Source organism: Schinkia azotoformans LMG 9581 (assembly GCF_000307855.1).
Taxonomy (GTDB): domain Bacteria; phylum Bacillota; class Bacilli; order Bacillales; family Bacillaceae_J; genus Schinkia; species Schinkia azotoformans.
Genome location: NZ_AJLR01000033.1, coordinates 52071 through 73007, shown reverse-complemented (window position 1 = coordinate 73007; position 20937 = coordinate 52071). Strand labels below are relative to the sequence as shown.

The 20937-nt window shown below is 35.8% G+C and carries 25 protein-coding genes and 3 pseudogenes; 3 read left to right on the top strand and 25 right to left on the bottom strand.

Annotated features, from left to right (window positions below):
* Positions 1-93: 93 nt before the first annotated feature.
* From BAZO_RS21485 to BAZO_RS21480, 3 genes and pseudogenes are all read right to left on the bottom strand, one after another.
* A pseudogene (locus tag BAZO_RS21485) lies at positions 94-336 on the bottom strand (IS4 family transposase); the annotation flags it as partial.
* Positions 337-341: 5 nt separating this feature from the next.
* Complete coding sequence (locus BAZO_RS02050; protein ID WP_081585622.1) at positions 342-1208, bottom strand: transposase; 867 nt, start codon at positions 1206-1208, stop codon at positions 342-344.
* A pseudogene (locus BAZO_RS21480) lies at positions 1190-2349 on the bottom strand (IS1182 family transposase); the annotation flags it as partial. The gene BAZO_RS02050 and the pseudogene BAZO_RS21480, both read right to left, overlap by 19 nt.
* Here BAZO_RS21480 and BAZO_RS23350 point away from each other — a divergent pair.
* Positions 2348-2528, top strand: a pseudogene (locus BAZO_RS23350) (IS1634 family transposase); the annotation flags it as partial. The pseudogenes BAZO_RS21480 and BAZO_RS23350 sit on opposite strands and share 2 nt — an antisense overlap.
* A gap of 181 nt (positions 2529-2709) precedes the next feature.
* Here BAZO_RS23350 and BAZO_RS21055 read toward each other — a convergent pair.
* From BAZO_RS21055 to BAZO_RS02000, 8 genes are all read right to left on the bottom strand, one after another.
* The gene (locus BAZO_RS21055; protein WP_003329566.1) at positions 2710-3249 is read right to left on the bottom strand and encodes a hypothetical protein; all 540 of its coding nucleotides are present in this window, start codon (positions 3247-3249) and stop codon (positions 2710-2712) included.
* A 72-nt stretch (positions 3250-3321) separates the two neighbouring features.
* Positions 3322-3690 carry a hypothetical protein gene (locus tag BAZO_RS02030; RefSeq protein ID WP_003329565.1) on the bottom strand — a complete coding sequence of 123 codons (369 nt, stop codon included), beginning with the start codon at positions 3688-3690 and terminating at the stop codon, positions 3322-3324.
* Positions 3691-3745: 55 nt separating this feature from the next.
* The gene (locus BAZO_RS02025) at positions 3746-5113 is read right to left on the bottom strand and encodes an FAD-binding oxidoreductase (RefSeq protein ID WP_003329564.1); all 1368 of its coding nucleotides are present in this window, start codon (positions 5111-5113) and stop codon (positions 3746-3748) included.
* 353 nt (positions 5114-5466) lie between these two features.
* On the bottom strand, positions 5467-6495 hold the full coding sequence (locus BAZO_RS02020) for a TolB family protein (RefSeq protein ID WP_003329563.1): 1029 nt from the start codon (positions 6493-6495) through the stop codon (positions 5467-5469).
* On the bottom strand, positions 6495-7397 hold the full coding sequence (locus BAZO_RS02015) for a phosphatidylinositol-specific phospholipase C/glycerophosphodiester phosphodiesterase family protein (RefSeq protein ID WP_003329561.1): 903 nt from the start codon (positions 7395-7397) through the stop codon (positions 6495-6497). The genes BAZO_RS02020 and BAZO_RS02015 overlap by 1 nt, the downstream gene beginning before the upstream one ends.
* Before the next feature lie 197 nt (positions 7398-7594).
* Positions 7595-8251 (bottom strand): ABC-2 transporter permease, encoded by a 657-nt coding sequence (locus tag BAZO_RS02010; RefSeq protein ID WP_235786688.1) that lies wholly within the window; start codon positions 8249-8251, stop codon positions 7595-7597.
* Complete coding sequence (locus BAZO_RS02005; protein WP_003329559.1) at positions 8226-9104, bottom strand: ABC transporter ATP-binding protein; 879 nt, start codon at positions 9102-9104, stop codon at positions 8226-8228. The genes BAZO_RS02010 and BAZO_RS02005 overlap by 26 nt, the downstream gene beginning before the upstream one ends.
* Positions 9105-9110: 6 nt before the next feature.
* Entirely contained in the window at positions 9111-9482 is a 372-nt protein-coding gene (locus tag BAZO_RS02000) for a GntR family transcriptional regulator (protein ID WP_003329558.1), read from the bottom strand.
* On the opposite strand from BAZO_RS02000, the gene BAZO_RS01995 reads away from it, so the two are divergent.
* Positions 9469-9993 (top strand): ATP-binding cassette domain-containing protein, encoded by a 525-nt coding sequence (locus tag BAZO_RS01995; protein ID WP_235786687.1) that lies wholly within the window; start codon positions 9469-9471, stop codon positions 9991-9993. The genes BAZO_RS02000 and BAZO_RS01995 overlap by 14 nt on opposite strands.
* A 354-nt stretch (positions 9994-10347) precedes the next feature.
* On the opposite strand, the gene BAZO_RS22860 is transcribed toward BAZO_RS01995, so the two are convergent.
* From BAZO_RS22860 to BAZO_RS23160, 5 genes are all read right to left on the bottom strand, one after another.
* Positions 10348-10677: a hypothetical protein gene (locus BAZO_RS22860; RefSeq protein WP_003329556.1), complete on the bottom strand. Its 330-nt coding sequence runs from the start codon at positions 10675-10677 to the stop codon at positions 10348-10350.
* A complete protein-coding gene (locus tag BAZO_RS22855; protein ID WP_003329555.1) occupies positions 10674-10892 on the bottom strand; it encodes a hypothetical protein in 219 nt (72 codons plus the stop codon). Before BAZO_RS22855 ends, BAZO_RS22860 begins: the two co-directional genes overlap by 4 nt.
* 305 nt (positions 10893-11197) lie before the next feature.
* Positions 11198-11662, bottom strand: a complete 465-nt coding sequence (locus BAZO_RS21050; RefSeq protein WP_003329553.1) for a copper amine oxidase N-terminal domain-containing protein — start codon at positions 11660-11662, stop codon at positions 11198-11200.
* A 135-nt stretch (positions 11663-11797) separates the two neighbouring features.
* The gene (locus tag BAZO_RS01975) at positions 11798-12790 is read right to left on the bottom strand and encodes an NADPH:quinone oxidoreductase family protein (protein ID WP_003329551.1); all 993 of its coding nucleotides are present in this window, start codon (positions 12788-12790) and stop codon (positions 11798-11800) included.
* Between the two features lie 163 nt (positions 12791-12953).
* Positions 12954-13085, bottom strand: a complete 132-nt coding sequence (locus tag BAZO_RS23160) for a hypothetical protein (protein ID WP_267880048.1) — start codon at positions 13083-13085, stop codon at positions 12954-12956.
* A 170-nt stretch (positions 13086-13255) separates the two neighbouring features.
* Here BAZO_RS23160 and BAZO_RS01970 point away from each other — a divergent pair, with 170 nt between their 5' ends.
* The gene (locus BAZO_RS01970) at positions 13256-13726 is read left to right on the top strand and encodes a low molecular weight protein-tyrosine-phosphatase (protein WP_003329550.1); all 471 of its coding nucleotides are present in this window, start codon (positions 13256-13258) and stop codon (positions 13724-13726) included.
* A 161-nt stretch (positions 13727-13887) separates the two neighbouring features.
* Here BAZO_RS01970 and BAZO_RS01965 read toward each other — a convergent pair whose 3' ends face one another.
* The 9 genes from BAZO_RS01965 to thiM form a co-directional block, all read right to left on the bottom strand.
* Complete coding sequence (locus tag BAZO_RS01965) at positions 13888-14073, bottom strand: hypothetical protein (RefSeq protein WP_035196492.1); 186 nt, start codon at positions 14071-14073, stop codon at positions 13888-13890.
* Positions 14074-14317: 244 nt separating this feature from the next.
* Positions 14318-14596, bottom strand: coding sequence for a DUF1292 domain-containing protein (locus BAZO_RS01960; RefSeq protein WP_003329548.1), 279 nt, complete (start codon positions 14594-14596; stop codon positions 14318-14320).
* Positions 14597-14730: 134 nt separating this feature from the next.
* Positions 14731-15606 carry an L-serine ammonia-lyase, iron-sulfur-dependent, subunit alpha gene (gene sdaAA / locus BAZO_RS01955; RefSeq protein WP_003329547.1) on the bottom strand — a complete coding sequence of 292 codons (876 nt, stop codon included), beginning with the start codon at positions 15604-15606 and terminating at the stop codon, positions 14731-14733.
* Positions 15607-15633: 27 nt separating this feature from the next.
* Positions 15634-16299 (bottom strand): L-serine ammonia-lyase, iron-sulfur-dependent subunit beta, encoded by a 666-nt coding sequence (sdaAB, locus tag BAZO_RS01950; RefSeq protein WP_003329546.1) that lies wholly within the window; start codon positions 16297-16299, stop codon positions 15634-15636.
* A gap of 182 nt (positions 16300-16481) precedes the next feature.
* Positions 16482-17714 (bottom strand): DUF438 domain-containing protein, encoded by a 1233-nt coding sequence (locus tag BAZO_RS01945; RefSeq protein WP_003329545.1) that lies wholly within the window; start codon positions 17712-17714, stop codon positions 16482-16484.
* Positions 17715-18016: 302 nt separating this feature from the next.
* A complete protein-coding gene (locus BAZO_RS01940) occupies positions 18017-18421 on the bottom strand; it encodes a DoxX family protein (protein ID WP_003329544.1) in 405 nt (134 codons plus the stop codon).
* Between the two features lie 62 nt (positions 18422-18483).
* Complete coding sequence (locus BAZO_RS01935) at positions 18484-19266, bottom strand: dioxygenase family protein (RefSeq protein WP_039956891.1); 783 nt, start codon at positions 19264-19266, stop codon at positions 18484-18486.
* Positions 19267-19418: 152 nt separating this feature from the next.
* Positions 19419-19931: an energy coupling factor transporter S component ThiW gene (gene thiW, locus BAZO_RS01930; RefSeq protein ID WP_003329542.1), complete on the bottom strand. Its 513-nt coding sequence runs from the start codon at positions 19929-19931 to the stop codon at positions 19419-19421.
* A gap of 27 nt (positions 19932-19958) precedes the next feature.
* Positions 19959-20765 carry a hydroxyethylthiazole kinase gene (gene thiM / locus BAZO_RS01925; RefSeq protein ID WP_003329541.1) on the bottom strand — a complete coding sequence of 269 codons (807 nt, stop codon included), beginning with the start codon at positions 20763-20765 and terminating at the stop codon, positions 19959-19961.
* Between the last annotated feature and the right edge of the window lie 172 nt (positions 20766-20937).

The following is a 20937-nucleotide window of genomic DNA, read 5'->3' as shown; positions in this document are numbered from 1 at the left end:
AAGTTAAATACCTTATTAAAGGTGGCTCCATCCATTTGGAAATTTATTTACAATTAGACCTGACAACCTGTGGGACAACAACAAATTTGCTCATTAAGGGATGGCTTTCCCTTCAATCTTTCTAAGCCAAATCCGCGCTGGTTTCCATAACGCTGCCCTTAAATAACGGCTAATTTGTAAGGTTTTACGTTTACTTCTCGTTTCAATTTGCGCTAGAACGTGTAGGCAAAAAACAATAAGTGCGATAAATACTTGGTTTTGAATTGTCCACTCGCTCTGACCATAGAATTTCTTGATGCTAAGATGTTGTTTGATCCATTTGAAAAATAATTCAATGTCCCTTATGCCGATATCGGCATTATGTTCCAACGCACATTATAATAGCTCAGAATGGTTACGTGATTCAGACTACTATCTGTACAAAGGAGACAAAAGGGTGTTTTGCTCGAATCGAATTTGTTTTCCCAAGACAACAAGACTTTGGCATATTCGGTATCACTCAAATTGCCTTCATACGTATAAATTTTATAGGTATGACCATCCACGGTAACGGGGCGGAGGTCAGTTGACTCTAAATAAGTTGACGCGAAATCAGATATTTTGATTCCTACTCCTGCAGGGTATATCTTTCGGTTTGTCCGTAAACCACCAATGAGATGAAAGCCTTTTTGACAACAAGTTTCGATTAACTTTTTACTGGTGTACCAACTATCGACTAAAACGTAAACTTGTTCATCGTCACGAACTGGATACGAGTTAATCAACTCCATAGCTAGAACATTTTTACTTTTAAAAGAAATCCCCTCTTTTTGGCAATAGGGTTCTCGGAAATAGGGCCGGAAATCCCAAGTAAAAGAGTTGTTTTCACTGACGACATGAGCCGTTACTACACAATGAGACCATATCGTTTTCCCGTCAGAGTGGGAAAAGTGGTTATCAAGGCCTTCCATCCGTTTTGTTGTACGCTCCTTTTTGCATTGTGTATCATCAACGATAAAAAAGACAATTGAACGGGCATCTCCTGCTTTGGATCGGGACTTTTGGATGTGCTTCATGACAAACTCGAGTCGACGTCTGGTCACTCGGTTGGGACACCATGGAGATTCATTCAAGAAACGAGTCATACAGCTAAGGGCCCGATTTTCTCTCGTTGATCGGCGAATCTGAGAAACGTTGATTCTGCCGTCTGTTAAAATGATACCGTGCATATTAGTTTCAATATTCTTTTTAGGTTTACTGTAAATATAGCCAAGGCACCTTGCAACTCCATGCCAATTAGACCCGAGGATTCTGCCACATCATACCCGTGTCTGTGTTTTAATTCGCTGTTTTTAGCTTCTATTTTATAGCGTTCTTTAGATTTTTCTTTAAAATATTCACTTTCTTGAAATTTTGCCTGTTCTGTATGCTCGTTTGATTTGATACTTACTGAATATGTTTTACTTTTAGCACCTTCCTTATTACATCCTTCTTTAAACGGGCAGTGTTTACATTTTTCAATATTAAAATAGTACGTACGAACTTGATTTCTACCTTCCCCTTTTTTGCCTTGTTTTGTTTTCCTGATTGCCATATGTCCGGCCTTACAGACATACATTCCAGCATCTTTATTAAATTCAAACTCATCTTCCTTTGAACGAAAACCTTGAGTGACAGAAGGGTTTAATTTAGCTACTAGTTTTATTTCATTTTTATTAGCGTATTCGATATTTCCCTTTTCAGAATAAGCCGCATCACCAATTACAGTTTCAATTTCCATACCGGCTTTGATACTTTTTTCAATCAGTGTTTCTAATTGTTTTCCATCATTTTTTCCCCTGTAGTAACTGTTGCAGCTGTAATAATCCGTTCTTCGGTCATGGCAATATGTGTCTTATATCCAAAGAAAGAGGTATCTGCAGTTTTATGTCCAACCTTTGCATCTTGATCTTCAGCAACTGTTTCTTTTAGAAGGTTCAATTGTTCCTTTACTTTTAAGATTGTCTTCCTTTTCAACCACCTTAATTAGTTTCTGGCAATAATTGATTTCATCTTCTAAAATATCTTTTGTGTTTTTAATAGGGAACTTGTTTTTCATAGATTCATCTATCTTATAAATAGCTTTTCTAAGCTTTTTGGAACGGTCCATCAGTATTTCTCTCGGTGACATCTGATTATAACGAGCTTTCGTATGGGTGGCATCTACAATAATGAATTTACTTTTAATGATTTCCTTTTCGATGGCAATTTAACAGTTTTATTGATGAGCATATCCAAAAGGTTTACATCTTTTAAACGGAGTTTACGGAACTTGGTTAAAGAACTAGGTTCGATTACTGGCTCCTCCGGAGCCATATGGAGAAAAAGACGCATTCTTGAAGGTCTTTCTAAATCAGAGTGCACATACATGAAACAAAATTACTACTTATTTGATTATTTTTGATGAAATTCTTGATGATCTTTGAACCATTTTTCAAATCGATTTTTCCAAGAGAATTCGTTCACTTGGAGAAATAAAAAAAAATTTCGCTACTACAAAAAAAGGGTAAAATTTGCTATGATTTTTTGCAAAAAAAAACGGCCACAAACCCAGTATTCATAAGGGTTCATGGCTGTTTTCTATTCATATTAACTGCAAAATTCAGGCTACAGTCCATATATTTCGTAAAAATAGCTAAAACTATAGGAAAAATAAAAAGCCGCAAGGTGCGACTGGAAAATGTATTGACACTATTTAATTCTTTTTAGCTCGCGAATTTCTGATTCTGTTTCAATCGAACGTAAAGCAAGTGTTTCCAGTATTTTTTCATGCCGAGCTTGGCCTTCTTTGAGTTGAGTTAGATCACCTTTGATGTAGTTTACATCTTCAGTTAAGGCTTTTAACGTTGCATTAGTTGCTTCTTGATTGTAGCGAATTGCCGATATATCCTGTCTAATACCATCTTGACGTAACTCAACCGCATCCAAGCGCTTTTCGATTCCATCAAATCTTTCATCAATGCCATCAAATCTTTCATCAATGCCATCAAATCTTTCATCAATTGTATCAAATCGCTTATCAATACCATCAAATCTTTCATCAATGCCATCTAATCTCTCATCAATGCCATCTAATCTCTCATCAATTCCATCCAGTCGCTTATCAATTGCGTCAAACCTTTGATCATTTGCATCTAATCTTTGTTCAATCGCATCCAATCTTTTTTCGATAGGTTGCAATTCTTCTTTCAGGGCTGTACGCATAAGTTCTAGTAGTCTCAGTTCATCCATAAAATTCCCACCTTTCTACTAAAATGATTTAAGATTGATTAGCTTAATTATAGCAAAAATTAGAGAACACGGTTATTTAAATTTTAAATAAGGTTGATATAAACTAAAAACATCCTCCCGACTCCAGTGTCCGTAATACCATGTTCCTAAATCAATTTCTTCAATCCATCTTTTTTTCCTCATATTCTCTATATTTTCAATCCAAACCCCTGCCTTCTCTCTATCCGTTCTTATCCAAATTAAGCTTTTACCATTATTATTAATACTTTTAGGATAGAAATCCCTTTCTTTTACATATGGAAAGGTTAATTTGCTTCCCTTCCCAGTTTGAAGATTAATTTGATGGATGCCAGGAAGTGGCCTTTCTGAAAAATCTTTCAAGTCACTTTCAACTGATCGTGATACCTTTAATATTAATCTCCCCCTTTTCATAATTTTCATTTATATATAAACAGCAGCGACACCATTTCTGTGCGCTGCTGTTAAAAGTCGTATTTTAATACTTATCAAAAATCTTGTCCGGGTTTAATAAACATTTTGGATCCATTGTTTTTTTTATTAACAACATTAAATCAAAGGCTTCACCGTGTTCAAGTTTTTGATATTTCTTTTTCCCAATTCCAACACCATGCTCACCAGTACAAGTTCCACCACACGCAAGCGCATATTCTACAATATGTTTATTAAAATGATCCGCAATTTCAACTTCACTTGGATTATTTTTATCAATCATCAGGATTGCATGATAATTTCCATCTCCAACATGCCCTAATAATGCCCCATCAATTCCTAATTCATTTAATTTTAGTCTGGCATCATGAATCGCACCAGCTAACTCAGAAATTGGAACAACTACATCTGTTGTCATCATTTTTTTTCCTGGTGTACCATGGATGAATGCATAGGCTAGATTATGCCGTGCTTCCCAAAGTTGATGAACCGCCTTCGAATCAGTCTCAAATATAAATTCCTGACAGTCGTGATCACTAAAAAGCTCCTTCGTAAACCCGACATCTTGGTTGAGCCCGGCTTCATTTCCATGAAACTCAAGAAAAATCGTAGGAGCAATCTTGTACGATGTTCCATTATATTGATTTACTTGTTCGATTGACCTTGCATCAACAAGTTCAGAACGAGCAATCGGAATCCCAGCCTGAAGGACTGACACTACAGCATTTACCGCATCCTCTGTGCTTGGAAATACGGCTCTCGCAGCCATTGTACATTCAGGAATTCCATATACCTTTAACGTAATTTCGGTAAAAAGGCCTAACGTGCCTTCTGAACCCACGAATAACGAGTTTAAGTTATACCCAGACGAAGACTTTGCTGCTAGATTACCAGTATGTAGGATTGTTCCATCTGCAGTTACAACCTCCAAATCCCGGACCTGATCTTTCATAGTTCCATAACGTACAGAGGTCGTTCCACTTGCATTCGTAGCAGCCATACCACCAATCGTTGCATCTGCTCCAGGATCAACAGGGAAAAATAAACCGTATTTCTTTAATTCTTTATTTAGTTGTGTTCTTGTTACACCGGGCTGAACTTTTACAAGAAGATCCTTCTCATGCACCTCTATGACTTGATTCATTAATGAAAAGTCAACGGAGATGCCGCTATGATATGGAATTACGTGCCCTTCGAGGCTTGAACCAAGACCAAAGGGAATAACTGGGGCTACATATTTATTTGCTATTTTCATAATCTCGCTGACTTCTTCTCTATTGATTGGAAAAACGACAACATCTGGTCTTGATGCTGTATGATGAGATTCATCTACACTGTGATGCTCTAATATAGTTTCATTCGTTGTAACACGATCTTTAGGAAAGATTTGCTGTAATTCTTTGAAAAATTCCACTAAAATCACCTCTACTAGATTAAAAATTCATTCTTTAAAGATAATTATAACTGTATTTTGAATTTTTAAAAGGTTATAAAAAAAACGAGTGTTAGACTGTGACGTTTATACACTCGTTTTGTAAGTTTAGTCTTTTCTATTGGGTAGATAAATATTAAAAACTTCATCCCAACTCCAGTGTCCATAATACCATGCTCCCAAATCAATGTTTTCAATCCATCTTTTTTGCTTTCCATTACCTATGTCTCCAATATATACAGCAACTTTTTCTCTATCCGTTCTTATCCAAATAAAGCTTTTTCCATTATTAATAATTATAGGATAAAAATCCCCCTCATTTTCAGATGGTGAAGTTATTTTTTTTCTTTTCCAGTTTGAAGGTCAATTAAATAGATGCTGGGAAGCGGTCTTTCAGCAACATTAATCAAATCACTTTCAACTGAGCGTGATACGAGAAGTTTATTATTGGAGATCCATGAAAAATGTCGATCAACAAAGCTAGATGGTGTGTACATGGATATTTTATTTTTAGGCATGTCCTTAATTGTTAATTTCTTATTTATTGTTGAAAGTCGATTATTTCCTCTTATAAATGCTAAAGAATTATTGCTTGGTGCCCATTGAAACCATTCTTCGTAATTTAGCATTTCATCAATTTTATGAAAAATCCGGCTATCATTAGAAATAACACTAATCGTATTACTATCGGCCGACATTGATGCTGTCGGAACTAATTGAAATGCAATCCACCGATGATCATGTGACCACTTAAATTGACTTGTACCATAGAAATAATCATCCTTACCTACAGGTACGGTATAAAAATGGTGGGACTCGTAAGTATTGTTGTTTTTAAGAAAAATCTTTGACAGTATAATGTCCGAAAAAACATCTTTGCCCGCTTTTGAAGAAGTTAAAAAGCCGCTTCCATCTGGCAGCCACGAGAAATTGATTATTCCAGAAGTAATCTGTTGTGGTTTGTGTAATACATGAACATTAACCATTGTTAGAACATCATCTGATTGAAACCCAAGGGTATTTTGATTTGGTGACCAGTTAAAATTCGTACTAACATTAGAAAAAACTTTATATTTCCTTTGTGTTTTTACATGATATGCCCAAAGATCTCCTTGATGTATTGAATATTCGTTTTCTTTATCACCTTTTATATAAGCAACCCAATTCCCATCAAAAGACCATTTTGGAAATCTGATGAACTCATCGTTGGTAATCCTTTGTTCATGATTATCAACTTTAATCCACAGATCATTCTCTTTTATAAATGCCGCCTTTAGTACATCATCTGATTCTGCTGAAACAATTGAAAAAGATAGGATACATACAGTAAAAATGGTTAGTAACAAACTAATTTCTTTCATCATTAATCATTCACTCCCCTTATCGCCGTACCCAAATCGTTCAAATCCTTAGGCAGGAGTGTGGATGAAAAAACACCATGTGCTGACTTTCTTAAGAATGAATCTGCTTCTTCTTTTGTTTCCACAGGATGAACAAATGTATAAATCCCTTTTTCCTTTAATTTTTCTGCAAATCCATTTGCAAAATACACATTAAACCTCCATGTATCTACAACAATAATATCCACATTTCTCTCTGAAACAAACTTCATTAAATCTTCTTCGATTATTTCTTGTTGCAAATAAAGGGTGTAGATGATGGTTTCGAAAGGATAAATTTCTTCTATAGCTGTAAGCATCTCTTTCGTGTATATTTGGGGAATAATTTGATTCAATATTTTAGGTTCTACTTCATTTGCAACATGAACAATTTCTTTAAAGGTTTTTTTTACTTTTTCAAGATCTGTATCTTTTGTATCGGTTATTAGGTACATGTCAGGATGTCCTTTCATAAACATTGCGATTTCTTCGAACGTTTGTGGAGTATATCTCTTGTTAATAGAGTATCCTTTAAACTCTTCCAATGATAAAGCTTCATTTACCTTTCCGGTTGGGATCCTTTGTTCTAATTGTTTTGCCGTCCTTTCCTCCCAGTAATGTCGCGCAACCAATACATCATCTTTTGTAAAGATCAGATCAGATTCAAACGCTCTTACCCCTCTGTTGTAATTGAGCTCCATTGCTTCTTTACTATTTGTATAGGTTTTTCCATCAATCCCACCCATTGCATGAGCGATAAGACGGTGTTCTATAAACGCTTTCTTTTCGATCGTATCTTTCACAGTAGTTCCGTTTGCACCTTTAGCTTGCTCCCAAACAATTAGAAATAGACAAATAATAAACAAAATCCAGATATATTTTTTCACTTTCCCCCCTCCATATCTAGTTTTTTGTCCCCATTTTTCTGTAGCAGCGTAGTATTAATTAATTTAACCATTATTAGCATTTACATGTGATTGAATGAAGATGAAAAATAGAAAAAGGCCGCCCCAATGCCTCACTACCTCTATTTAAGGTAGAATCAACTACTGGCATGGATGCGGCCGTTCGTAAATATTTATTTTCAAAACTCCCGTTTACGGTAAAAAACAAGAGAAAGTAGATATGAAATCGTAACAATCAACACTAATGGGATCAAAATTAATACTATCATTTCTGAATTTGAGAGTTGGCCAAAGAACTCGAAAATCCTCGTTGTTGAATAGTAATCCAAATTACTAATAACCGACGTAGCACCGATTACAAATAAAAAGAAAATTATATAATTTGGCAATTTCGCTTTAGTATATCCCCATTTAAATATTAATGGTAAAGAGATTGACGTGAAGATTGTAACTGAAATAATCGCTCCTAAAATTCCATCTACTGTAAACCATTCGAATTTTATTGGTAATTCAAAAATTTTGATTATAAAAGAAAAAATATAGTTAACTAGAATTGCATAAAGAACAAATACATAAACAGAGATATATTTAGACAGTACAATTTTACTTTTTTTGATTGGCAAACTAACAAGCATCAAATCACTTTTATTTTTATCTTCAATTTGACTGACACCAAGAGCCAATGTATAACTCACGGCTAAAATACTTATTGATAAACCGGCCATACCAATATTGGAAAGAGTAAAAATAAAAAATGCGATTAGTATACATGCCATTAACAGATTTCTCTTTTGGATTAAAATATCTTTTTTAATAAGATGATACAATGTGATCACTCCTTCTCGTTGAAAATACCAGAATATCCTCGATGGTTGGCTTCTCATATAGGACAGAATCTCCCAATATCTTTCGGATCTCTTTTTTGTTTTTTGACAATGCTTCAAAACCATATTCATTTACTTTAATTCCTATTAAAGGTTCTTCGATGTTGGCAGCTAGTGTGTCCTTCCGTCCCTTTACAATGCAATATTTGTCAATGAGTTCGTCCTTTGTTTTGCTTAAAACGATTTCCCCATTATTAATTAACGTGATGTAATCAGCAATTTTGTCTAAATCCGATGTAATATGGGTTGAAAAAAAGACAGATTTGTTTTCATCTTGTATTAACGACTGGAGAATTTCTAATAGTTCACTCCTTACAAGCGGGTCAAGACCAGAAGTTGGTTCATCCATGATAAGCAGCTCAGCGTGATGAGAAAGGGCAATAGCCAATGAAAATTTCATTTTCATCCCTTTTGATAATTGCTTAATTTTCTTTTTTAGAGGTAGATTAAAATCTTTTACATATTTGGTGAATGCCGCTTCGTCCCAGAGACTATAAAATGGCCTTATTAAGTTTTTCATTTCTTGAATAGTTAGTTCTTCATAATAATAATTTTCGTCATACACAAACCCAATTTTTTCTTTGATCTCAATTTCATTTTTTATATTGTCTAACCCAAATACATTAATCTCTCCACTGTCTTTTTTAATAAGATTCATTATTAGCTTAATGGTCGAGCTTTTACCTGCTCCATTTGGACCAATAAAACCCATAATATAGCCTCTTTCAAGCGTTATATTGATATCCTTCAATTCAAACCCTTTATATTTTTTTGATACATTTGCAATTTCTAAAATGCTACTCATTTTTTATCACCCTTCGTAAATTAGCTTAAGCATTTCTTCAAGTTCCTCTATCGTAAGACCAACGAGCTTTGCGGTCATAACGGCCTCGTTCATTTTGTCTTCTACCATTTTAATCTTTGTTTCCCTTAACATTTCTTTGTTCATTTCCGCTACATATGAACCTTTTCCGGCGACGGTCACGATATAGCCGTCTCTTTCAAGTTCGTCATATGCTCTTTTTGTTGTAATAACACTGATTTTTAGCTCCTTAGCTAAATTTCTAATAGATGGGAGTGGCTGTGACTCGGCTAGCTCCCCTCTTACAATTTGCTCTTTAATTTGTTCTACAATTTGCATGTAGATTGGTTCGTCTGAAGAATTTGATATGATTATATTCACAACTGGCATCCCTCTTATTGTTTATATCGTCACTACTGTATATGAACATTATATACAGTATAAACAGATGAGTCAATCAGACTCTTGGACCCAATTATGTTACTTCATCCCGCTTCTTATAGTGGACCTCTGCTCCAACATGTTTAATGGGTTTGAATGTGATCAACTAACAAAGAAGAATACAATTACAGGTTTAATAGGACGAAATGGTGTTGGTAAAATAACCCTTTTAAAGATAATAGCAGGCTTTTATAAACAAACTTCTGGTGAGGTGCGCGTTTTCGGAGAAATGCCTTTAACAATCTTAAAATATCGCAAAAAGGTCTTTTTTAAAAAACAGGTTGGAGTAAATGGAAGTTATATCATGGTGAAAAACGATTTTTCGGATGAATTATCGGAGCAGGCTAAACAAAGGGGTGTCCAAATTACAACTGTTTCCGCCGAGGCTGTTTGTATGTATGCTACCAGTAAAACGAAAGGTGGAATCGATGATGTATTTAACAAACGCTAGTAGTAGTGGAAATTTATAGATTGAATGCATTATTACAAAACGAGCCATTGGAGTCACTCAATGACTCGTGGACTTAAAATATTATTATCAAATGTGCCTTGGCGTATTTGCGCCCATTCGCATTCATCTCGCCACTTATGAAAGTGGGAGACTTCTGCTGAATGAAGTTAAAACTAAATATAGTCAATCCCGTTATCCTTACACCATTCAATTATATCTTCCAGTTTGACTGCTTTTTTCATGTTTTACACCCACCAATTCCGAAGTATTTCTTTAAAAATGATAAAAGTCCGTTCTCAAAAAGGTAATCAGAATCAGTTTTAGGGTTGAATTCTCCCCTTATTCCACTATCTCTCATTCTTCATCTGCTACCCATTCTAAAGATAAATAAAGATCCCATAATGCATCGTGATATCCCCAACCGATACCACTTGAATCTTCAATCACCGAAGAAAGGCGATCATGAAAAATCTTAAATAGCTTTTCATCTTTGGCACATTCGCTGATCACTTTGTTGTACATCGAAATCATACTGTCGTAAAATCTTCCATCAATGTCACCGTATGTATTTGTAAATTCCGTTCCAACCTCAACATAAAATAACATTAAATCTAGTGTTCTTAATTGATCGCCTGTGATTTTTTTGAAATTAGTGATTGCATCCCTAGCTTCACCTAATCTCATTTTACCAAGCCTTTATCGGGTAGAAATTCATCATTAACTTTTTTCTTCGCACTTTCAAATAAGGCTTCTACCGCTTTTTCCCCGATAAACTTACTAGAAAGAAAGTCTTGCACATCTTTGTTAAGTTTGTATAATTCCGTTACCAATTGGATAAGTTCTTTTTGATCAAATTCTTTCAGCTTTTTCTTTAAATCAGTAATTTTTATTTTTGTCATAATATTGCCTATTCTCCTTTTTGAATTTTGATGTAGCGTATAAATCTAGTATAATAATACACAAAATTATCAATACTGAGGGATAATAAAACAGACCAAATCATTATGACTGGTCCAAATTTAGCATTTATATTCGATTTTTCATCTTTCAAAAATATCATTCAACTCCACCGCCAAATCATCAAAAAGGTGCCACCATCGGTTTGCATTTTTTCCCTTTAAAGGTATTGTAAAAAATACCAAACAATTCAACTAAGGCAGCTTGGTGTGCTCTTTTCGGTGAAGCAAGAAAATAAATTTGTCCATCAATCACCGGCAGCACTAATTTTTATTGAGATTTCTTCAGTATACTCCTTTACCACTACATTAATTTCCTTTTCAGCCAGTTTGATGGTAACCATATTTATTTTGCTATCCCATTTAATATCAGTTCCAAATGCAATTTCTAGCAATCTAACAGGGACCATAGTTTGTCCTTCAATCATCCGAATGGGAGCATCTAAATCATAAAGCTTTCCATTTACTAATACTTCCTCTTCGTTTATACGAAGATTTACCACAGTTGTATCCTTAGATGCAATCACTTTTTGTTCAACACTATCCCATTTCACATCCGCCCCGATCGTTTGAAAAATACTGCGAAGCGGTACCACTGCCCTTCCTTCTATTAATAAACCATTATTCAACGTTATTGTTTCTTTCGCGGACACAAAACTTCCTGTTAATGTTGTTAAAAAGACGATAACAACTAATGCAATAAATGATTTCATGTACAATCCCCCTATTAACTCTATCAGGGAATTGTATGCAGAAAATGAGAGACTTAGACCTTTTAATCATTTTTATATAAAAAGAGAGCAGATCAACGAAATGTTGTCTACTCTTTGTTAATTAATTTAATAGATTTATAATTTTACAACAACTCTACCCTTGGATTTTCCCTCTAAAATAGACGATAATGCTTTAGGTAATTCATCCAAAGTAATTTCATGCCCAATCGTATTTAATAAATAGTCAGGTTTTAAATCGGTTGCCATGCGATTCCATAGTTCTTTTCGGGTCTCCATTGGACAATATACCGAATCAACACCAAGAATGCTTACACCTCGAAGAATGTATGGGTATACGGTTGTTGGTACTTCACCACCGCCTGTTAAACCACTGACCGCAACAGCACCTTGATAGTTTAATTGAGAAGCGATCGCCGCCAACGTTTTGCCACCAACCGGATCAACGGCAGCTGCCCATCGTTGTTTTCCAAGCGCCGGTATTTTGTCGCCTACAATCTCTTCTCGAGATAGAACTTCTTTCGCTCCAAGGTCACGTAAAAAGCTGTGCTCTGACTCTTTTCCGGTACTAGCTACAACATTATAGCCTTTATTAGCTAGCATCGCAACAGCCATGCTGCCAACTCCTCCAGTTGCCCCTGTTACAAGGACATCTCCTAAGTCAGGACGAAGTCCATTTTTTTCTAAGCGATCAATAGACAACGCAGCTGTAAAACCAGCGGTACCATATATCATAGCTTCCTTTAAAGTTAATCCTTCTGGAAGTGGAACGATCCAATCAGCAGGAACCCTGGCATATTCACTAAAGCCGCCAAAGTGGGATACTCCAAGCTCATAGCTTGTAACAATAACCTCGTCGCCCTCATGATATCTGGAATCCTTAGAATTTACAACTGTTCCAGCAAGGTCAATACCTGGTATGAATGGATAGGATCTTACAATTTTTCCATTTGGAATACTTGCCAACCCATCTTTGTAGTTAACACTAGAATAAGCAACCCGGATTGTTACCTCACCTTCCGGTAAATCATTTAAATGGACTTCTTTAATGCCCGCACTAAACTCTTCCCCTTCTTTATTTACAATAAATGCTCGAAATCCTTTTTCCAAGAAAAACCCTCCCCCTATAGATAACAATATGTAATGGGAATATTCAGAGTATTCACCATAAATATTGTACCATAGCAAAATATTAAAAGTACAATACAAAGAGCGATAAATAAAGACAGCCAAGTTATATGGCCGTCTAATAATCCGTACCATTTTGAATTAATTAATTTTTCTCATCATAGGCAATCAACACGATGTTATCGCTTGCCTCTTGACTTAGCTCCTGTTCTAATTTCTTAACCTTTTGAAGTTGATCTTCATTAAGATTTGCAACCGGAAAGTTTTGATTAGTCATTTAAATGCTCCTTTCTTGTATACTCTTTTAGATTTTTTCCATACGAAAATAGCTTTATGCACATGAATGTTTTAGTTTAATTACTCGTTGTTTTTGTGTAAAATTAAGTGAATCTAAATACAGTCATTAAAGTTTTATGTTTTAAAGATAAATTGAAAGGATGTTTTGCCTTGGTTCGCGTATTATTTGTTTGTCTTGGTAATATTTGCCGATCTCCAATGGCTGAGGCGGTCATGCGAGATTTATTAATAAAAGAAGGTTTGGATGGAAAAATTGAAGTTGATTCTGCTGGAACAGGTGATTGGCATGTAGGGGAGCCACCACATAAAGGGACCCAAATGAAGCTGGAAGAATATAAAATTGATTACAGTTTCATTCGTGCCCGTCAATTGAACCGCTCAGATTTAAATCATTTTCATTATGTGATCGCAATGGATGAAAAAAATCTTAATGATATTGGCGTAATAGCAGGGAAAAATCCGACTGCATATATTGCTAGGCTAATGGACTTTGTTGGTGATGAGTCTATTGTTGATGTTCCAGATCCTTATTTCACAGGAAATTTCGACCTTACATACGAACTTGTAAAAGAGGGTTCTGGGCAATTACTTAATTTTATACGGAAGCGTGAGAAAATTTAATGTTGTAAGGTGATAAAAGAGAAAGGCTAATCAGATAGTGATTAGCCCCCTACTTTAACTGGATTGTCGAATTCTTGGAGATGTTATGCAATAATTTAAATTTGCTACCTAGTTAGTAAGAATTCGTAGTAGAAAAGAAAGATGGAGAATTTTTCATTAATTTACATTCTATTCCATATTTCGTTATCAATGGCATTGTCCCAAAAGTCTAGGCTGCTTTCACTTCCATTTTTCCAATAATCATGAGGATGGTTTACTAGATTTTCAGCAAAATCTAGAACTCTATCCAACTCACTTTCTGGAATTTCATCAATTAATGCTAAAAGCTTTTCTTTTGTAGTAAGCATTAGCCCACCTTCTTCCATTAATTAGTATTCTTTATTATTTATATGCTTATTATACCACTTTGAGCCCATGAAATTATTAACAATTGGTGAAAATTGGATTCAATACTGTAAAGCCTTTGTTAAAATTTCACGTCTTTCTTTACCAGTTAGAGCTACAGTGTTTGCATATGTATCCATAAGATATACAACATACAAAAAGAGGGTCCTTTGCAGAAACCCTCTCATCGCTTTATTGATATATTAATTAATCCTCAAGATCTTCTTCCTCAAAAACCTCTTCAAAAGCGGTGGAAACCTTGTCAAATTCCTCATCACTTTCTAAGGCTGACAAGTCGCCATCTTCATCTACCTTTAAAAAGAAAATATCGATATCTTCTTCACTGTCTTCCTGTACGTCCTCAACAAAACAAACAGCGATATACTCAATACCATCTATATCCACTGTTGCTAGTACTTCAACTTCCTCTTCTTGATCATTTTCATCGCTAATTGTAAAGATTTCGCCTACTTCAATTTTTTCCATCGTACATTCTCCTCGCTATTTGTTTTATGATCACTATATAATAGGTATTACCAACTATACCATAATTAGTCACTCTAACATGAAAATCGTACCATAAATTGATGACAAAAGCGAGTATTTATCTTATTGCGGCTTCAATTCTGGCGATGAAAGATCTCTCTTTCAAGTCGTCTTCCCGTTGGAGTTGCAGCTAATCCGCCTTCTGCCGTTTCTCTTAGAGCGCTTGGCATTGACTGCCCAATTAAATACATTGCATTAATGATCTCATCACAAGGTATCTTACTTTTTATTCCAGCTAGTGCCATGTCTGCTGCGGTCATAGCATTCGAGGCCCCTAATGCGTTTCGTTTCACACAAGGAACTTCTACTAAGCCTGCTACAGGATCACAAACTAAACCAAGCATGTTCTTTAAAGTAATCGCCATTGCCTCCGCTGCTTGTGCGGGAGTTCCACCTGCAAGCTCAACAATAGCGGCAGCAGCCATACCGCTTGCTGAACCCACTTCAGCCTGGCAGCCACCAGCAGCACCAGAAATCGAAGCATTGTTGGCAACGACAAATCCAAATGCTGCAGCTGTAAATAAGAATTCAATCATTTCATATCTGTTCGGCTGCAGCTTTTCTTTTACTGCAAATAATGTTCCCGGAACAACACCCGCCGAGCCTGCAGTAGGGGTGGCACAAATCATCCCCATTGCAGCATTTACTTCATTTGTAGCAACCGCTTTACTAACAGCATCTAATAAAACCGTACCCGATAATGCTTTCCCGCTTTTAATATAATTTTGAAGAAGCACTGCATCACCTCCAGTTAACCCAGAAAATGATGTCACTCCCCTTAAGCCGCGTTCAACTGCTTGTTCCATTACAGTGAGGTTTTGGTCCATTTTTTTGATGATCTCTTCCCTCGTAAGACCTGTCACTTCCACTTCTTGCCGTATCATTACTTCTGCTATTTTTACTTGATTACTTTCAGCAAGTTCGACAAGCTCCTTTACACTTCTGAACATGTTCATTCCCCCAACGAATGAAATTTATTATTCTACCATTTTGATAACTTGTGTAACGTTTGTTAGTTTTTCTATTTCATTAATTACTTGTTCATCAATTTTTTGATCAACTTTAATTACCATCATCGCCATTTTACCTACAGCATGACGGGTAACCTCCATATGACCAACATTTAGCCGATAATCCGCGAGCACACGCGTAACAGCAGTTATCACACCAAATTGGTCTTGATGAACTACTAGAATCGCTGGGCATTCTCCTGTTAATTTGAGTTTAAATGAGTTAAGCTCAATTATTTCAATGGCACCGCCGCCAATTGAAATCCCAACAAGTTGAAGTTCTTTATCATTATCCTCTAAACATATTTTCACAGTATTTGGGTGATCGGTAACTATTGTATTCTCAATAACGAATTGAATATCGATTCCCTCTATTTTTGCAATTGTTAACGAATGGGGAATCCGTTCATCATTTGTATCAAAATCAAGCAAACCACCAACAATCGCTACATCGGTCCCATGGCCTTTGTACGTCTTGGCAAAAGAGCCATAAAAACAAATCGTAGCTTTCTTTGGTTTTCTCCCGAATAATGTCCTTGCTACCCGACCAATACGCGCTGCCCCCGCTGTATGAGAACTTGAAGGTCCAACCATGATTGGACCGATAATATCAAACGCTGATCTATATTTCACAATAATCATCCTTACCCAGTGGCTTTTCTTAAGATTCAATTCTCTGTAAGGTATTATAACATGATATTAATATAATTTTGTTAAAAATTTTGCTATGTTATACATATGCAAAAAGAGAAAAGACTGCCCCTTTTAATTGGAGTCAGCCTTGATTCTGAAATTATACAAATATTTTATTTTGCTTATGACAATATCCGCTTTTCTCCGTTGATTGCTCGAATTGGGTCAATATTTTGTGTGAATTCAAGTGTACCGATATACTCCCCGTTTTCATCGCGAACAGCGAAATAACGGATATATACGTATTTATCTCGGAATTTAATATAAAAATCTTCAACGTCTTTCTTACCAGCTTTGAAATCAGCTAATAATTCTTCCACAACATGGACGCTTCTTGGCGGGTGGCAGTTTTGTACAGTACGACCGATTACCGCTTTTGTCCGCACGAAAATCCTTTCCGTACCTTGTGAAAAATATCGAACGACATCATCCTGATCGATAAAAGTAATATCCACTGGTAGATGATTTAACATCAATTCCAACTGTTTCAAAGATAAAATGCCGGTTTCTAGTTTTATGAATCCTTCAGACATGGCTTTTTCGCTGATTGCTTTTCTTTCCGGCTTCCACTCTGCTGCAGGCTCTGTTAAGCAAAATCCGACCTCATCACTTTCATGGGCAATTTTCACCCATTCATCTTCTGTAAAATTCATTAAAGCCATTGGGAAAAGAATGTTTTCTTCCCTATATATCATATCGCTAACTTCTCTAATGCAATAATTGACAATATCAATGACAGCTTGCTTATCGCCATTATAATTCATTAATTTTTGTCTGGCATCTTTAATTGCGTCACGAATAAAGTCATCGATTCTCCACATATTTGTACTTGGTCCCATAATCCCATATGTCTCTAAATAGGGAAAAATTAAATTTTCTTTCCGGCTGTAATGCTTATCAATATCAAGTAATAAATTGCAATCTTCTAACAGCTTATATACATTTTCCTCAGAATCTTCTTTTGCAAATTCGATAAGATGAACATGGAGCCTTGTCTCTAATAGCTTCGCAATCTCCCTATTTTCTAGTTTAAATGTATGAACAGGGTGCCCAGGCTCATCTTCCGGGTTAGTCGGGAGCTCTATTTCTTCAACTGATCCTTTTAATATTTCTGTATGCAATGTGTAAATACGCTTAACCTCTTCTAATGTCATTTCTCCATTTTCGTTGAAGTCATGTTGAAGTTTTGACATCTCTTCAATTGAGCCCTTGCCGATTTCTTTATCAAAACGTGCTTTAACTTCATCGATATTTTTTCCACTTTGAAGTTCTTTAAAAATTTGCTTTAATTTCTCTAAACGTTCACTACTATATTCAGTCGTATGTTGTTCACGGTTATTTATCATTTCACTCATTATTATGTCTCCTTTGTTTAGGCCTTTTACCTATTATTACAGTGAGAACATTTCTCATAATAGTAATGTAACATTTATGAACGTTTCTGTTTGTGATAGAAATCACTTAAATAAAAAAGAAAAGACCGTAATCTTTTCTTTTTTTAAGTCATAGCCATATTAAAATTGTTGCGTTCCAACCTTTGGGCGATCCGACTAATTAGTATTTTATATAGGTATATAGGAAATTCCTATAAGTGAATATATGAAAAACCGCATTACCTTTTGGTAGTGCGGTGCATTGGATTTACAATACAATTCTTTTAAGTAGTTTTTGTTTTAAAGTTTCCTGATTTAAATAAAAGATGATCAAGGGTAAATAGCTTACTGCCATTAATAGCAATTAAAAGAGCGATGATTAGGTAAGCTATATCTAACTCATACCCTCCTAAGAAACCGGCGGATAGTTTCACCTTGAAAATTGCCCCAATCATTATAATTCCAAATAGGATAGAAACGATTCTACTGCCTAGGCCAAATACTAAAGCAATTCCTCCGAAAAGTTCAATGTAGGCTACAGCATAAGCTAAAAATTCCGGCAGACCCAAACTTGCAAAATGGTCAGCTGTATTCGCTAGACCTTTTTTAAACTTAGCTAATCCATGAATGTAGAAGCTGGTTCCTAGGAAAACTCGTAAAAGTAAAATACTAATCTCACTTTTATTCACTTCTTAAAGCACCCCCAATTAATCAAGAACTATTTGTCCTTAATTCATTGTATGCTTGTTTCTTACCCAAATTGCCATACACTATGGCTAAGATTTCCATATTGATAGCTGGAGTGAATTAATTTTGCCTTTTTCTCATTATCGGCCGCCCCCATCGCATAAAAGATAGGAACAAAGTGTTCGTTTCCATAAGGCGGTACAGCTAACTCGGCATTAGGAGCTATTGCATCATATTTAAATAGTGAATCCAGATCCCACTTGTTAATATGGTCACCAATCCAATCATCAAATTCAACGGCCCACCCGTCAGCATCTCCACTTTGTTTGCTCCAATTTAGTGCTCTTAGGTTATGGACGGTTCCACCACTTCCAATAATTAAAACATCTTTTTCCCTTAATTTAAATAAAGACGCTCCAATTTTATATTGTTCTTCTGGTGAAAGGTTCGGATTAACCGACATTGAAATGACAGGAACATCGGCATTTGGATATAGCAATCTTAGGACAACCCATGCCCCATGGTCTAGTCCTCTGGTTTCATCAACCCTAAAGGAAATCCCATGGTCCTTAAATAAATCGACGATATCAATTGTTAAATCCTTGTATCCTTTTGCAGGATAAACGATATTATACATTTCATCAGGAAAACCGTAAAAATCATAAATCATTTTAAATTCGTCAACATTACTAACCGTTTGGACTGGCGACACCCAATGAGCCGAAAACAATACGATGGCTTTTGGCTTTGGTAAAGTTTTCCCTAATGCAGTTAAATATTGTGTATATAAATTATCTTCAATTGCAAGTGTTGGTGATCCGTGTGCGATAAACAATGATGGCATCATGTGAATTCCCCCTAGAATTTATTAAAATGAATTATTGTACTTTATATTATTTTGCCTTTTATTATATTTTATAGTAGAGAATTAGTTTATGGGATGCAAATAAAAAACACAGAGTTCCGGTTATAAGAACCAAGCTCTGTGTTTTTTCATCCTTATTTCTGAAAAAAATTATTCTGTTGAAACGTTTTGAATGCGGAGTTTTTAAGGACAATACTAAGAATAATAAGTCCTAATATTCCACCAGCAATTGAACTTGTTAAAAAGGCCGGAATAAAACCAAATAAGGCAACCTCTTTCCCCAAAACAAGTGTGGCAATAGGATAGCAAACGATTGCTCCTAAAATTCCAGTTCCAACAATTTCACCCATAAAAGCGAACATTAACTTCTTTGATTTTTGATACAAATAAGCAGCTAAAAAGGCGCCAATCATGCTTCCTGGAAAAGCAAATAAGGACCCTGTCCCCATCATATTTCTTATTAGGGAAACTGAGAATGCTTGCATTACCGCGTATCCCGGGCCTAATAACACGGCTGACAATACATTTATAAAATGCTGCATTGGAAAAACCTTGGCAAAGCCAAGTGGAATGAAGAATAAGTGACTTGTCAAAGTTCCTACAGCAACAAGCATCGCTGTCATTGTCATTTTCATTGTTTTTGCCATAGACACTCCTCCTTTGTTTTTGTTACCTTATAATCTTTCAAATTGGCTGTTTTGTTCAATTTGCGTTGGGCTTATAAGTGCTAGTTGATTAATAAATTCTATTTGAAAGCTGCCTGGCCCAAGCTCGGCTGTTTTGGCGGCGGCAATTTCTGCCGCAATTCCATATGTAGTAAGTGCAGCTACTGCTGCTTGGAGCGAGACACCTCCCACAGACGCAAATGCACCTATAACTGCAGATAACAAACAGCCAGTTCCAGTCACCTTTGTTAATAATGGATGACCGTTACGAACTAAGAATGTAGTTGCCCCATCTGTAATGGTATCTTCTTTTCCAGTAACAATTACAGTTGCCTGAAGTTTTTGTGCTGCAAACCTAGCTAAATCAATAATATTCCCACCGCTTTTACCTGTTTCAACACCTCTGATCTCCCATGCTTGCCCTATTAGATTAGCAATCTCTGCTGCATTCCCTCTTATGAAGTTAACTTTAACCTCACGGAGTAGTTGTTGTGCCGACTCCGTTCTGAATTGGGTAGCACCAACTCCAACAGGATCCACCACAACCGGGATTCCCTTTTCATTGGCCGCTTTACCGGAATTGATCATTGCTTTTAGATGCTCTCTGTTTAACGTTCCCATATTTAATACAAGAGCATTGGCCGCTTTAGTCATTTCCGCAACTTCTTCCGGAGCAGATGCCATGACTGGTTTGGCACCGAGCGCTAATAAACCATTTGCTGTAAAATTAGCTACCACTATATTTGTGATGTTATGTATAAGAGGCTTATTTTCTCTGATTTTGTTTATTAATTTGCTTGATATCTCTTTGTTCATTTTTATTCTCCGTTATTTATTATCTGTTATCGCTTAAAGTTATAGTTTTTTCGAATTAAAGATCAAATAGGAACTTTGATTCCCAGTTTGACTTTCAAGTTCAGCTTTCGGGAATCAAACTAGCCTATGATAACCGATCAATATAAAAAGCCAGATCCTCAAAACAGAACCT

Coding starts and splice junctions, on each gene's coding strand:
- BAZO_RS02050 (WP_081585622.1), bottom strand. CDS start 1,208: ATGCACGGTATCATTTTAACAGACGGCAGAATCAACGTTTCTCAGATT.
- BAZO_RS21055 (WP_003329566.1), bottom strand. CDS start 3,249: ATGGATGAACTGAGACTACTAGAACTTATGCGTACAGCCCTGAAAGAA.
- BAZO_RS02030 (WP_003329565.1), bottom strand. CDS start 3,690: ATGAAAATTATGAAAAGGGGGAGATTAATATTAAAGGTATCACGATCA.
- BAZO_RS02020 (WP_003329563.1), bottom strand. CDS start 6,495: ATGATGAAAGAAATTAGTTTGTTACTAACCATTTTTACTGTATGTATC.
- BAZO_RS02005 (WP_003329559.1), bottom strand. CDS start 9,104: ATGAGTAGCATTTTAGAAATTGCAAATGTATCAAAAAAATATAAAGGG.
- BAZO_RS01995 (WP_235786687.1), top strand. CDS start 9,469: ATGATTATATTCACAACTGGCATCCCTCTTATTGTTTATATCGTCACT.
- BAZO_RS22860 (WP_003329556.1), bottom strand. CDS start 10,677: ATGAGATTAGGTGAAGCTAGGGATGCAATCACTAATTTCAAAAAAATC.
- BAZO_RS22855 (WP_003329555.1), bottom strand. CDS start 10,892: ATGACAAAAATAAAAATTACTGATTTAAAGAAAAAGCTGAAAGAATTT.
- BAZO_RS21050 (WP_003329553.1), bottom strand. CDS start 11,662: ATGAAATCATTTATTGCATTAGTTGTTATCGTCTTTTTAACAACATTA.
- BAZO_RS23160 (WP_267880048.1), bottom strand. CDS start 13,085: ATGACTAATCAAAACTTTCCGGTTGCAAATCTTAATGAAGATCAACTT.
- BAZO_RS01965 (WP_035196492.1), bottom strand. CDS start 14,073: ATGCTTACTACAAAAGAAAAGCTTTTAGCATTAATTGATGAAATTCCA.
- BAZO_RS01960 (WP_003329548.1), bottom strand. CDS start 14,596: ATGGAAAAAATTGAAGTAGGCGAAATCTTTACAATTAGCGATGAAAAT.
- sdaAA (WP_003329547.1), bottom strand. CDS start 15,606: ATGTTCAGAAGTGTAAAGGAGCTTGTCGAACTTGCTGAAAGTAATCAA.
- BAZO_RS01945 (WP_003329545.1), bottom strand. CDS start 17,714: ATGAGTGAAATGATAAATAACCGTGAACAACATACGACTGAATATAGT.
- BAZO_RS01935 (WP_039956891.1), bottom strand. CDS start 19,266: ATGATGCCATCATTGTTTATCGCACACGGATCACCAACACTTGCAATT.
- thiW (WP_003329542.1), bottom strand. CDS start 19,931: ATGGCAAAAACAATGAAAATGACAATGACAGCGATGCTTGTTGCTGTA.
- thiM (WP_003329541.1), bottom strand. CDS start 20,765: ATGAACAAAGAGATATCAAGCAAATTAATAAACAAAATCAGAGAAAAT.